Genomic DNA, 13,788 nt, shown 5'->3' with positions numbered 1-13,788 from the left:
GTTAGTCTTTTGTAACTTTTCTTGCTTCTTGCATTAAAAAAACCATTTCTTCTAAGTTTATTTTTTCACCTTCTTTTAAAGTTGGTATTTCAACTTTTTTTGTAGGGTTTAATATAACCTTACTTACCAAATAAGTAACTTTAGTTCCAATTTCTAATTGTAATATTAAACCTGGTAAACCACCATAACCTGCGGGTCCATAAGGTACAGGTATATCAGGTGTATACCAAGCTATATTATTTGACTTAACATTAGTTCTTTTATAAAATATTTCTTTTGTTGCTTTAAAACATATATATCCATCTATAATTTTAGTTTCATTAACAAAAACCCAATTACTCATTTTATCACTATCATCTACGATATAATTAGTGTTTTTAATAAAAGTGTTAAAAAAGTTTTCTTTTTTTTAGTTGTTTAATTGATGTGAATTTTTGTTTGACCTTACTAATACAGAAGCCAATTTAGCTTCTAGTGGATAAATTGGTATATTCTTATCTTTTTGAAAGTAAGATTTTTCTAAATTATAAATTAGTGTGTATTTTGTTCTATTTGCCTCAATAATCATTCTCTTTATCCGTTCACTAACATTAGATTTATTATCAACTACTTTAGTTGTATATTTAATAATTCCTGTTTGAGAAAATATATTTGATACATATAAAACAAATAGCAAAACTGTTATTTTTTTCATCATATTCATTTTTTTTTAAAAAGGGGAAATTGTTTAATTTCCCCATAAATTAATTATAATCCCATGCAATCATTGTATAATGTATCAACGATGAAATCATTAAGAGCTTCATTTGATTCACCATCAACAAAATCTAGAAATTCATCAAGTCCTTCACATGCATATGCAATACAATCATCCTCTGGATCATTGTTTTCAATATTTGTATTCGCATTCATTGTTGTAATACCCGCTATAAAAGCAAGTGTTAAAATTACTTTTAAATAATGTGTACTAGATTACAAGCCAATGTTTGGCGTAAAGTTTAATTTTAAATTGTAATTAAAGAAAGCAATTTTTTCTTCTCTTCCACAAAATATTTTTGATGGAAGATATCCAAATGTAAAAAAAAAATGAAACTCACGTTTTTATTTAAGTTAAAGTTTTAATTTATATGTATTTACGTTTAGAATAAGTTCTTTCGGTATTAAAACCTTTAAGTTTTTTTGTTTATTGTAACTTTGTAAATCTGTCATGCTTTTTCCTTGTGGCATATAAATTGACAACTATTTTTTATGCAACATTTCAAAGAATCAAAAAAAAGTAAAAACAAACCAAAAGTAACCTTAAAACAAGCTTTTAAAACAATTATTTGGCCAAGAAGAAACTTGGTTTTATTGGGTTTGGTATTGATAATAATAAGAAGTCTTTCTGGTTTTGTTTTGCCATTGCAAAGTAAAGTTTTAATGGACGAAGTTGTGCCAAATAAAGACTTTAATCAACTTTACAATTTGGTTTTAATAGTAATCGGCGCAATTTTAGTGCAAGCAATTACTTCATTTTTATTGACAAAAGTATTAAGTATTCAGGCACAATATTTAATATCAGAACTTAGAGCCCAAGTGCAGAAGAAAGTATTGTCTTTACCAATTAGTTTTTTCGATAACACAAAATCTGGCGCTTTAGTTTCTAGAATTATGAGTGATGTAGAAGGAGTAAGAAACCTTATTGGTACAGGTTTGGTGCAACTTATTGGTGGTTCATTTACAGCAATTGTAACACTTGTAATTTTATTAAGAATGAATGTTTGGATGACACTTTTTACGTTTATTCCGTTATCTATTTTTGGTTTAATTGCTTTAAAATCTTTCAAACACATTAGACCAATATTTAGAGCAAGAGGTAAAATAAATGCAGAAGTAAAAGGTCGATTAACAGAGACTTTAGGAGGCATAAGAGTTATAAAAGCCTTTAATGCAGAACAACAAGAAAGTGAAATTTTTGAAAAAGGAGTAGCAAATATCTACGAAAACGTAAAGAAAAGCATGACGGTTACTGCTTTAATGACAAGTTCTTCAACTTTTTTAATAGGTTTAGCAACCACAGGTGTTATGGGAATTGGTGGATATTATATGATGGAAGGAAGTTTAACTTTTGGAGACTTTATTCAGTTTACATTTCTGTTAGCGTTTATGGTTGCACCAATTGTTCAAATGAGCAATATTGGTAGCCAATTAACCGAAGCATTGGCTGGTTTAGACAGAACAGAAGAGCTAATGAATATGGCTGCGGAAGAAGATAACGAGCATAGAACTATTGTTTTAGATGATGTAAAAGGTGATGTTGTTTTTGAAGATGTTTCGTTTTCTTATGAAGAAGGTAAACAAGTAATAAATAACATTAATTTTAAAGTTCCTGCAGGTTCTGTTACTGCTTTGGTGGGTAGTTCTGGTTCTGGTAAATCTACAATTGCAGGTTTATCGGCAACATTTTTAAATCCAGCAGCGGGTAAAATCACTATAGATAATAAAGACATGTCTGAGGTTAAATTATCTAGTTTTAGAAAATATTTAGGTGTTGTTTTACAAGATGAATTTTTATTTGAAGGAACCATAAGAGATAATATTTTGTTCCCTAGACCAAACGCTACTAAAGAAGAGTTGCAAAATGCTGTAAAAGCAGCTTATGTAAATGAATTTACAGATCGTTTTGATGATGGTTTAGATACCTTAATTGGTGAAAGAGGTGTAAAATTATCTGGCGGACAAAGACAACGATTGGCAATTGCAAGGGCTATTTTGGCAAATCCTAAAATGATTATTTTAGATGAAGCTACTTCTAGTTTAGATACAGAAAGTGAGGCTTTAATTCAGAAAAGTTTATCAGAATTAGTAAAAGACAGAACCACAATTGTTATTGCGCACAGGTTGAGTACTATTAAAAAAGCAGATCAAATTTTGGTAATAGAGGCTGGTGAAATTGCAGAAAGAGGAACGCATGATGAGTTGATTGCTAAAGAAGGTAGATATTTCGATTTGTATACGTATCAATCTAAAATTTAGAAAGTATTAAAAATATATTATGAAAAAATTAGCAGTTGTATTCGTACTTGTATTCACAATTGTTTCTTGTAAAAAAGAAGCCAAAAAAGATGTTAAGCAAAAAGAAGTTGTAGAGATAAAAGAGTCTAAATTTCCTTCGGAATTGCATAAAGTTTTTCAATTTCATGGCGGAATTTCAAATTGGAAATCAAACCATTTATTGTCTTTTAATATAAATGATGAAACGCATACGGTAGCGCTTCAATCTAGAAAAACCGTAATTAATGCACCAAAATATTCTTTAGGGTTTGATGGCAATCAGTTTTGGTTAGATGAAGAAAATGATGGTGATTACAAAGGTAATCCGAAGTTTTATTACAATTTATATTTCTATTTTTATGCAATGCCTTTTGTTTTAGGTGATAACGGAATTGTATATGAAAAAGCAGAAGATTTAGTTTTTGAAAATGTAAAATATCCTGGATTTAAAATTTCTTACAAAGCAAATATTGGTAATTCTTCTAATGATAATTATATTGTATACTACAATCCTGAAACTTATAAAATGGAATGGTTAGCCTACACGGTGACTTTTAATTCTAAGACATCAAGCAATCGTTATAATTGGATAAAATATAAAAAATGGGAAAATGTAAATGGGTTTCTTTTACCAAATGAAATTATTTGGTATGCACAAGACAAAAACGGATTGCCAACAAAACCTGTTGGAAATAGTGTGAAATTTACATTACCATTAATTAGTAAAACAAAAATGGCAAATTCATTTTTTGAAAAACCAAAAGGTTAATTATTTTTTGTTTTTAAATTCAATTATTTTATCATAAACCATACAGTAATACGCATGAAACCTTGGTAACAATACGTTTTCAAGGTTTTTTGTGTCTTTTAAAACTTTTAAATTGAATAATTTGATGTCATCAACTTCTTCTTCTTGAATTTTTAAAGTTGATAAAGGAGTTTTTAATTCGGCTATAAAAACATGATGATGCTCGTTATCTATAATTCCGTTTAGATGCTTAACTTGATGAATTCTTGTGCCAATTTTAATAAAGTCTTTTTCTTGTAATTTAAGACCAATTTCTTCAAAAACTTCTCTTTGTGCAGCTACTAAAATAGTTTCTCCTGCGCCTATATGTCCTGCAACAGAAATATCCCATAAACCCGGAAATACTTTTTTAGTCATTGCTCTTTTTTGAAGCAATATTTTGTCATCCGAAGTAAATAACCAGATATGTACAGTGGCATGAAACCAACCGTTTTTATGTGCTTCAGATTTTAAAGCAGTTTTGCCTGTTGATTTTCCTTCTGGTGTTAATATGTCTATGAGTTCGTCCATTTTTAAAAAATTATGAATTACGAATTTGTAAGTAAAAATTCGTAATTCATAATTAAAGTATTTTTATTCGAAGTAAGAAAAAGTTTCTCCGTCTTTAATATTTAAAAGTGTTTCGTAAATCATTCTAATTACATTTTCTACATCTTCTCTATGCACCATTTCTACAGTTGTGTGCATATATCTTAGTGGTAAAGAAATTAAAGCTGATGCTACACCACCGTTGCTATAAGCAAAAGCATCTGTATCTGTACCTGTTGCTCTAGAAAGTGCAGAACGCTGAAAAGGGATTTTTTTAGCTTCGGCAGTTTCTGTAATTAAATCTCGTAATTTTTGTTGAACCGCTGGCGCGTAAGCAACAACAGGCCCTTTACCAATTTCTAGTAAACCTGCTTTTTTAGGTTCTATCATTGGTGTAGTTGTATCATGCGTTACATCGGTAACAATGGCAACATTTGGTTTAATGGTTTGTGTAATCATTTCTGCACCACGCAAGCCAATTTCTTCTTGTACAGAGTTTGTAATGTACAATCCAAACGGTAAATCTTTTTTGTTTTCTTTTAATAAACGCGCAACTTCAGCAATCATAAAACCACCCATTCTGTTGTCTAAAGCTCTACAAACAAATTTGTCTCCGTTTAAAATATGAAACTCATCCGGATAAGTAATTACACAACCAACATGCACACCCAAAGCTTCTACTTCTTCTTTTGTAGCACAACCTGTATCAATAAAAATATTGTCTGGTTTTGGTGCTTCTTCATTCGATTTGTTTCTTGTATGAATTGCAGGCCATCCAAAAACACCTTTTACAATTCCGTTATTAGTATGAATATTTACAATTTTACTTGGTGCAATTTGATGGTCTGATCCACCGTTTCTAATTACATAAATTAATCCGTTGTCAGAAATATAATTAACATACCACGATATTTCATCTGCGTGTCCTTCGATTACAACTTTGTATTTTGCATCCGGATTTATAACACCAACAGCAGAACCATAAGTGTCTGTAATAAATTCATCTACATAAGGTTTTAGATAGTCCATCCAAATTTTTTGACCTTCCCATTCGTAACCAGTAGGAGCCGCATTATTTAAATATTTTTCTAAAAATGTAAGTGAATCTTTATTTAAAATTGATTTTTTAGCCATTATTTATAAATTTATAAAAATTGATTTTTTCTTGATAGATGTAAAAATAATACCATTTTTTAGGATTTCCATTAAAAAAATCACAAAATAGTGTAACAAAAGTGCTTACTTTTACACTAATCACACAACATTAACCAACAAAAAAGTAATATGAAATTAGTTATTAAAAATTTAACCAAAACATATAAAAATGGTGTAAAAGCTATTGATAATTTAAATTTAGAAATTGGCACAGGTATGTTTGGGTTGTTAGGACCAAATGGGGCAGGTAAATCTTCTTTAATGAGAACTATTGCAACATTACAAAGTCCGGATGCTGGTTCGATTACTTTTGGTGATATTAATGTTTTAGAAGACAACATGTCTTTGCGTAAAGTTTTGGGTTATTTACCGCAGTCTTTTGGTGTGTATCCTAAAATGTCTGCAGACGAATTGTTAGATTATTTTGCCACTTTAAAAGGAATTGCTAATAAAACAGAAAGAAAAGCAATTGTAAAAGAAGTGTTAGAAATTACTAATTTATACGAAGTAAGACACAAACATGTTGCAGGTTATTCTGGCGGAATGAAACAGCGTTTTGGTATTGCACAACTACTTTTAAATAATCCTAAATTAATTATTGTTGATGAGCCAACTGCAGGTTTAGATCCGGCAGAAAGACATCGTTTTTTAAATGTTTTACGTGAAGTTGGTAGCAATTGTACCGTTATTTTTTCTACACATATTGTAGAAGACGTAAAAGAATTGTGTAATGAGATGGCTATTTTAAATGGTGGTAAAATCTTAAAACATAGCACGCCTAAAAAAGCAACAGAAGAATTAGAGAATACTATTTGGACCAAAGTAATCCAAAAAGATGATTTAGAAGAAAATATGAAGTTGTTCAACGTTTTGTCTAGAAATTTTAATGCTGATGATACATTAAATATTAGAGTACACGCTTTAGAAAAACCCTCGGATGACTTTGTTAAGGCAACACCGCAATTAGATGATGTGTATTTTATAGCTTTAAAACAAGATGAACCAGTTTTAACCAATTAATAGTTTTTGATGAAGAGTTTTAGTTACAAAACTCAAAAAAAAGAATATTTAAAACGAATCGCTTAAAACTATTTTATTATGTTTTCTACAATTTTTAAACAAGAATTAAAATATTGGTTTAACAAGCCAGTTTTTTACATTTATATTTCAATATTTTTAATAATTTCTTTCTTCTTATCAGCAACATCTGCAGGTATCTGGGACGGAATTACAGGAACCATGGGTTCTTCTCGAATTGTAAACTCGCCAATAGGCATTACAGGTTTATTTAATGGGTTTACCACTTTAATTTTCTTTTTATTTCCGTCTATTATTGGTGTTTCAATTTATAGAGATTTTAAAAGTGAAATGCATACCATTTTATATTCGTATCCTTTTACGAAGGCTAATTATTTATTTGCTAAATTTTTTAGCGGAATCGTGGTGGTTTCTGCGATTGTTTTAGTGATAGCTTTAGGTATGATTATTGGTTTTCGATTTCCAGGAACCAATCAAGACATTGTTGCAAATTTTAATATTGTTACCTATTTAAAAACCTATTTGGTTTATATTTTACCAAATGTTTTATTTTTTGGTGCCGTAGTTTTTGCTGTGGTTACTTTTTCTAGAAATGTAACCGCTGGGTTTATTACAGTAATTATTTTAATGTTTATAGAAGGGGCAATTTCTAGCATTTTATCAGATCCAGAACAAGCAAGTTTATTAGCGTTGTTAGATCCTTTTGGCTCTTCTGCGTCTTCTTATTATACAAAATATTGGACTGTTTCTGAGCAGAATGAATTGCAAATTCCGATAGGTAAACTAGTAATTTATAATCGTTTGATATGGTTATTAGTATCTAGTTTAATCTTTGGATTGGTTTATAAGTATTTTAAATTTACCCAAAATGCAGTAACATTTTCGTTAAAAAAATCAAAATCAGAAAGAGTTACAAAATCTAACTTTAGCGGAGTTACAAAAATTACTTTGCCTAAAGTAACTTATGATTATTCGTTTTTACAAAACCTAAAAGTGATGTGGAAATTGTCTAACATCGATTTTAAATACATTTTTAAAAGTTTACCATTTATATCAATATTAATTGTAGGGCTTTTAATGCTGTTTGGTACTTTATTTATTTCAAGTGAAATTTTTGGAACAGATACATTGCCTGTAACTTGGCAAATGTTAGGTGGCGGAAACATTTTTAGCCTGTTTGTAATTAATATTTGTACTTTTTTATATGCAGGTATGTTGGTGCAAAGAGCAAGAATTGCAAAAATTAATCATTTGGTAGATAGCACACCGGTACCAAACTGGACGCTTTTATTTTCTAAGTTTATCGCTATTTTAAAAATGCAATTGGTTTTATTGGCTGTAATTATGGTTTCTGGTATGTTGTTTCAAGTATATCAAGGCTATTATAACTTTGAGATAGGGCTGTATATTCAAGAATTATTTGGTTTAAAATTTTTAAATTATGTGGTTTGGGCATTTTTAGCAATATTTATTCAAACACTATTTAAAAATCAGTATTTAGGTTTGTTGGTATTGCTAATATTAGCAATCGGAATTCCGTTTTTAGATTTAATAGGAATTGAATTGGCAATTTTTAAATATAACGAAGGGCCAGGTTTTAGTTATTCTGATATGAATGGTTATGGATCTGCATTATCTAGATATTTATGGTACAAATTGTATTGGATTTTAGGCGGAACAATTTTATTGATTTTAAGTATTTTATTTTGGGTTAGAGGCATACCAAATTCTTTTTCAGAAAGATTAAACATAGCTGTATCTAGATTTAAGATGCCGCAAATATTTAGTTTGGTGGTTGTTGCCGTTGCTTTTATAAGTTTGGGTGCAACTATTTATACAGCAACAAGATCTAAAGAGAAAAATTCTGCATCTAAACAAGCAGAATTAAATGCTGTAAAATGGGAAAAATCATATAAAAAATACGAGAATTATAAGCAACCAAGAATTGTTGCTGTAAAAGCAGATGTTGCTATTTTTCCTAAGAAAAGAACCTATAAAGCAAACGCTGTTTTTACAATGATTAATAAAACAGATACAGCAATTGATAGTATTTTCTTAAATCATAATTCGTTAGAAAGTACGTTCGAATTTAATAAACCAAACAATTTAGTTTTAGAAGACACGGTTTTTAATTTTGATATTTACAAGTTTGAAAATAAAATTTTACCGGGTGATTCATTACAACTTACTGTGCATGTAAAAAGTAAAGAAAACACTGTTTTTCAAAGAAAATCGCCAGTTTTAGCAAACGGAACATTTATCAATAATTTTTCGATGTTTCCTTCTTTAGGATATTCTTCGGGTGGAGAATTGATTGATGATAAAACGAGAAAAAAATACGATTTACCACCAAATAATTTACGTCCGTTACCAACTGACTCTACAGAATTGGGTAATACTTATATTTCTAAAGATTCTGATTGGATAGATTTTGAAGCAACCGTATCAACATCCGAAGATCAAATAGCGATTGCGCCTGGTTATTTGCAAAAAGAATGGACAGAAGGAAATCGAAAGTATTTTCATTATAAAATGGATAGTAAAATGTTGAATTTCTATGCATTTAATTCAGCAAAATATGAAGTTAAAAAAGAAATTTGGAAAGGAATAAGTTTAGAAATTTATTATCATAAACAACACGATTATAATTTAGACAGAATGCTAAAAGGTATGAAAGCGTCTATTAATTATAACGAGAAAAACTTTAGTCCGTATCAACACAAACAATTAAGAATTATAGAGTTTCCGAGAACACAAGGTACATTTGCCCAATCATTTGCAAACACAATTCCGTTTTCAGAAGGATTTGGTTTTATTGCGGCTGTAGATGATACAAATGATGACGGAGTAGATTATCCTTTTGCGGTAACGGCTCATGAAGTAGCGCATCAATGGTGGGCACATCAAGTAATTGGTGCAGATGTTTTAGGCGCAACAATGTTATCAGAAAGTTTATCGGAATATGTAGCATTAAAAGTTTTAGAACATCAAAATGGTAAGCCAAAAATGCGAACGTTTTTAAAAGAAGCACTAGACGGTTATTTGATTCAAAGAACTTTAGAAACTAAAAGAGAAAAACCATTAATGTACAATGATGGGCAAGGTTATATTCGTTACCAAAAAGGATCTTTAGTATTTTATGCATTAAGCGATTATTTAGGTGAAGAAAAATTAAATAATGCTTTAAAAAAATATGTAGAAAAAGTAAAGTTTCAAGAAGCACCTTATACAACTTCTTTAGAAATGGTAAATTATATTAAAGAGGTAACACCAGATTCTTTAAAATATGTTATTAAAGATATGTTTGAAACAGTTACGTTGTACAAAAACAGAATTGTTGATGCAAAATCTACAGCTTTAGAAAACGGAAAATATAAAGTTGATATTGAATTTGAGGTTTCTAAATACAGAAATGATGAAAAAGGGAAAAAATATTATGGCCAAAAAGTAGGTGATACATTAAGTTATACAAACGAGAAGTTAAGCAAACCTTTGTTGTCTGTTAAATTAGAAGATTATATAGATATCGGTATTTTTACTGAAGAAGAAAAAGACGGTGTAAAAAAAGAAAAGCAATTGTATTTAGAAAAGCATAAGATTACACAAATTCGTAACACAATTTCTATTATTGTAGATAAAAAGCCTATAGAGGTAGGTGTAGATCCGTACAATAAATTAATTGATACAAAATCTGATGATAATAGGATGAAATTATAACTTCTTCAGGTTAATTTAGAGCACAAAAAAAGCAACTACTTTTAGGTAGTTGCTTTTTTAGATAGGGGTAAATGCTTTTATAATAATAACGTAGATTTTGTTAGGGCAAAAAGAACGTATAAAAATTATTTACCAGTTAGGGGTTAAATATTATTTGATAATGAATTATCAAACAACATTACAATAATAGTAAAAAATATGTTAAAAAAACAAATTAAAAATAAAAAAAATCATTAATTCTTAATTTATTTAAAGGTTTTATAAGTTTTTGATTGTGTATTTTATTGTTTAATAGTGTTTTAGGTGTTCTTTTTTTGCAATCGATGTAATTACTGTTTTTTCAGTATTTATAATTTTACAACATCAAAAACAAAATTGATTCTATGTTATTGCAAATAATTAGGTAAATGTTACACTAAAATGATGCATAATTAATCAAGAAACTTAAGATAATAATTACTATTTTTATTTTTTTTCAAATAGATACTAAATGATTTTTAAAGGATTAAAAGAGCGCGTTTTAAAAAAGAAACTAGATAAATTAGTTTCGTTAAAAGAAGAAACGAGTGCGTCAACTTTAAAAAAAATACAATCTGTTGGTATCATTACTTCAGAAGAAATATCAGCAGAGACAGACTTACAAAAAGTTTTTGAAAATACTTTGGGAGTCAAAAATGTGAAAATTTACAGCAAAAGAGATTTTAATAAAAACGATGAAATTTCTTACAAACATTTTACAGAGAAAGACATAAACTGGAGCGGAAATTATTTTCAAACGAACTTTAAAAGCTTTTTAGACGAACCTTTAGACTTGTTAGTTGGTTATTTTAATGAAAATAATATGTATTTAGAAACAGCCGTTTTACAAAGTAAAGCAGATTTTAAAGTAGGATTTTCTAATGTGAATTCTAAGCTTTATCATTTAGAAATTACATCTGAAATAAAAAATTACAAAACTTTTACAGAAGAAGTTAAAAAATACTTACAGATTTTAAAAAAGCTATAAAATTAAACTTTCTTTTTAAAGTTGTTTATTCTTTCTAATAGAGATTAAAATCGGTAAAATATTAATCTTAAAATTGTAATTTTGTCTATCAAAATATTTATAGAATGCAAAAGTTTATAGGAACAGGAGTAGCTTTAGTTACACCTTTTAATGAAGATTTAAGTGTAGATTTCGATGCACTAATTAAATTAGTTAATTTTAATATAGAAAATGGTACCAATTATTTAGTAATAAACGGTACAACTGCAGAAAGTGCAACTATAAGTAAAGAAGAAAAACTAAAAATTATAGATGTTATTGTAACTACAAATGCGGGTAGAGTTCCTTTAGTTTTAGGAATTGGTGGTAATAATACTTTAGAGGTTGTTAAAGATATAAAAACAACCAATTTAGAGAATATAGATGGTATTTTATCTGTAGCGCCATATTACAGCAAGCCAACGCAAGAAGGTTTTTATCAGCATTTTAAAGCAATTTCAGAAGCAACAGAAAAGCCAATTATTTTATATAATGTACCTGGTAGAACAGCAAAAAACATGGATGCTGAAACGACGATTAGACTTGCAAACGATTTTGAAAACATTGTAGGTATAAAAGAAGCAGGTAATAATATGCAACAATATTTAGAGTTGATAAAGAACAAGCCAAAAGACTTTTTAGTTATTTCTGGTGATGATGATTTGGCATTAAGTATTGCGCTTGCAGGCGGTTCTGGTGTAATTTCTGTTATTGGGCAAGCATATCCTAAAGAATTTTCTACATTAATAAAAGATGGTTTAGAAGGCAATAACAAAGAAGGTTTTGCAATGCATTTTAGATTAATGTCTATTATTGATTTGATTTTTGAAGAAAATAATCCGGCCGGAATAAAAACAGTTTTACAAGAATTAGGTATTTGTAAAAATGAAGTACGATTGCCTTTGGTAAAAGCAAGTGCAACACTTCAAGCAAAAATTGCTAATTTTGTAAAAAACTTTTAACTTTACTAAAAAAGATAAAACATGTTAAAACCAAAAATTCAAGACGCATTAAACAAACAGGTAACGGTAGAGGCACAATCTTCTCAAGTATATTTAGCAATGGCGTCATGGGCAGAAACACAAGGTTTTGAAGGTGTTTCTCAATTTATGTACGCACATTCTGACGAAGAGAGAATGCACATGCTAAAATTGGTAAAGTTTATTAATGAAAGAGGTGGGCATGCAATTATTTCTCCTTTAGCAGCGCCACCAGTTTCTTTTGGTTCATTTAAAGAAATGTTTCAAGAATTATTTAATCACGAAGTAGCAGTATCAGAATCTATAAACGATTTGGTAGATATCTGTTTACAAGAAAAAGATTATGCAACACATAACTTTTTACAGTGGTACGTTTCAGAGCAAATAGAAGAAGAAGCTTTGGCTAGAAATATTTTAGATAAGATTAGTTTAATAGGAGACGATAAAAGTGGTTTTTATTTATTTGATAATGACATCAAGCAATTAATCACAGCGCCAGAAGAAGAAGTTTAATATTAACAAACTTTTAGTAGCGGTTTATGGCTATTTTTTGTTGTTTTGTAATGAAAATTACATAGCATAAACAACTGTGTAAAAAATCGTTTTATTTATCCATAATTAATCACTAATTTTGCCCGATGCAAAAAATTAAAAATTTAGCGTATTTATTTGTTCTTAGTTTACTACTGTTTTCTTGTGGTGAATATCAAAAAGTATTAAATAAAGGTACATCAGAAGAGCAGTATAAGATGGCTGTAAAGATGTACGAAAGTCAGAAATACAGTAAGGCTTTACGTTTATTCGAAAAAGTAACACCAACCTACAGAGGTAAACCTCAAATGGAGCGTATACAATTTATGGTTGCGCAATCTAATTTTAATGTAAAAAATTACGCGCAAGCAGCATATTATTACGACCGTTTTACAAAAAGTTATCCAAAGAGTTCTAAAAAAGAAGAAGCTGCATTTTTATCTGCATACAGTTATAAATTGGCATCACCAAGATTTAGTATCGATCCTACAGATACAAACAAAGCATTAGAATCTTTTCAAAGTTTTATAAACACGTATCCAGATTCTGATAAAATTGCAGAAGCAAACAAATATTATTCTGAACTTAGAACTAAGTTAGAAAGAAAATATTTCGAAATTGCGAAAACTTATTACAGAACGGCAGATTACGATTTAAGAAATTACAAAGCATCTATACAAGCTTTTGATAATTTACTAGAAGACTTTTTAGGAACAAAATTTAAAGAAGAAGCTTTATATTATAGATTAAAAGCGGCGCATGATTTTGTGTTAAAAAGCACAGATAGAAGAAAGCCTGAAAGAATTGAAGCTGCAATGAAAGCATATCAGAGATTAAAAAAGAGTTTTCCTGAATCTCAATTTATGGAAGATTCTGATAAAATGGTAGCTACATTAGAAGCAGAAAAAATTAGAGTAGAAGCTTTAATTGCAAAGCAGAAAGAATTACAGAATATACAAAAGAAATAATTATTT

12 protein-coding genes and 1 pseudogene are annotated in these 13,788 nt (G+C 29.0%); 8 read left to right on the top strand and 5 right to left on the bottom strand.

Features of this window, described 5'->3' with window-relative positions; translation table 11 throughout:
• Position 1: 1 nt before the first annotated feature.
• From WG950_RS04140 to WG950_RS04130, 3 genes and pseudogenes are all read right to left on the bottom strand, one after another.
• A pseudogene (locus WG950_RS04140) lies at positions 2-385 on the bottom strand (GLPGLI family protein); the annotation flags it as partial.
• Positions 386-409: 24 nt separating this feature from the next.
• Positions 410-697, bottom strand: coding sequence for a hypothetical protein (locus tag WG950_RS04135; RefSeq protein WP_340934281.1), 288 nt, complete (start codon positions 695-697; stop codon positions 410-412).
• Between the two features lie 50 nt (positions 698-747).
• Positions 748-912, bottom strand: a complete 165-nt coding sequence (locus tag WG950_RS04130; RefSeq protein ID WP_340934279.1) for a hypothetical protein — start codon at positions 910-912, stop codon at positions 748-750.
• 336 nt (positions 913-1,248) lie between these two features.
• Here WG950_RS04130 and WG950_RS04125 point away from each other — a divergent pair, with 336 nt between their 5' ends.
• Together WG950_RS04125 and WG950_RS04120 are read left to right on the top strand one after the other, a co-directional pair.
• Positions 1,249-3,015, top strand: coding sequence for an ABC transporter ATP-binding protein (locus tag WG950_RS04125; RefSeq protein WP_340934278.1), 1,767 nt, complete (start codon positions 1,249-1,251; stop codon positions 3,013-3,015).
• Between the two features lie 19 nt (positions 3,016-3,034).
• A complete protein-coding gene (locus WG950_RS04120) occupies positions 3,035-3,802 on the top strand; it encodes a DUF6503 family protein (RefSeq protein WP_340934277.1) in 768 nt (255 codons plus the stop codon).
• On the opposite strand, the gene WG950_RS04115 is transcribed toward WG950_RS04120, so the two are convergent.
• Together WG950_RS04115 and WG950_RS04110 are read right to left on the bottom strand one after the other, a co-directional pair.
• Positions 3,803-4,351: an NUDIX hydrolase gene (locus tag WG950_RS04115; protein ID WP_340934276.1), complete on the bottom strand. Its 549-nt coding sequence runs from the start codon at positions 4,349-4,351 to the stop codon at positions 3,803-3,805.
• A gap of 63 nt (positions 4,352-4,414) precedes the next feature.
• Positions 4,415-5,503, bottom strand: coding sequence for a M42 family metallopeptidase (locus WG950_RS04110; RefSeq protein WP_340934275.1), 1,089 nt, complete (start codon positions 5,501-5,503; stop codon positions 4,415-4,417).
• A gap of 150 nt (positions 5,504-5,653) precedes the next feature.
• On the opposite strand from WG950_RS04110, the gene WG950_RS04105 reads away from it, so the two are divergent.
• The 6 genes from WG950_RS04105 (at position 5,654) to WG950_RS04080 (ending at position 13,782) form a co-directional block, all read left to right on the top strand.
• On the top strand, positions 5,654-6,544 hold the full coding sequence (locus tag WG950_RS04105) for an ABC transporter ATP-binding protein (protein WP_340934274.1): 891 nt from the start codon (positions 5,654-5,656) through the stop codon (positions 6,542-6,544).
• A gap of 78 nt (positions 6,545-6,622) precedes the next feature.
• Positions 6,623-10,279: an ABC transporter permease/M1 family aminopeptidase gene (locus tag WG950_RS04100; RefSeq protein ID WP_340934273.1), complete on the top strand. Its 3,657-nt coding sequence runs from the start codon at positions 6,623-6,625 to the stop codon at positions 10,277-10,279.
• A 490-nt stretch (positions 10,280-10,769) separates the two neighbouring features.
• Complete coding sequence (locus WG950_RS04095; protein WP_340934272.1) at positions 10,770-11,285, top strand: DUF6913 domain-containing protein; 516 nt, start codon at positions 10,770-10,772, stop codon at positions 11,283-11,285.
• A 104-nt stretch (positions 11,286-11,389) separates the two neighbouring features.
• Entirely contained in the window at positions 11,390-12,265 is an 876-nt protein-coding gene (dapA, locus tag WG950_RS04090; protein ID WP_340934271.1) for a 4-hydroxy-tetrahydrodipicolinate synthase, read from the top strand.
• A 21-nt stretch (positions 12,266-12,286) separates the two neighbouring features.
• On the top strand, positions 12,287-12,796 hold the full coding sequence (locus WG950_RS04085) for a ferritin (protein ID WP_077808912.1): 510 nt from the start codon (positions 12,287-12,289) through the stop codon (positions 12,794-12,796).
• A 125-nt stretch (positions 12,797-12,921) separates the two neighbouring features.
• On the top strand, positions 12,922-13,782 hold the full coding sequence (locus tag WG950_RS04080) for an outer membrane protein assembly factor BamD (RefSeq protein WP_079738506.1): 861 nt from the start codon (positions 12,922-12,924) through the stop codon (positions 13,780-13,782).
• The last annotated feature ends 6 nt before the right edge of the window (positions 13,783-13,788 follow it).

The sequence above is a fragment of the Polaribacter marinaquae genome (assembly GCF_038019025.1).
In the GTDB taxonomy this organism is placed as follows: domain Bacteria; phylum Bacteroidota; class Bacteroidia; order Flavobacteriales; family Flavobacteriaceae; genus Polaribacter; species Polaribacter marinaquae.
This window is presented reverse-complemented; position numbering and strand designations above follow the sequence as displayed.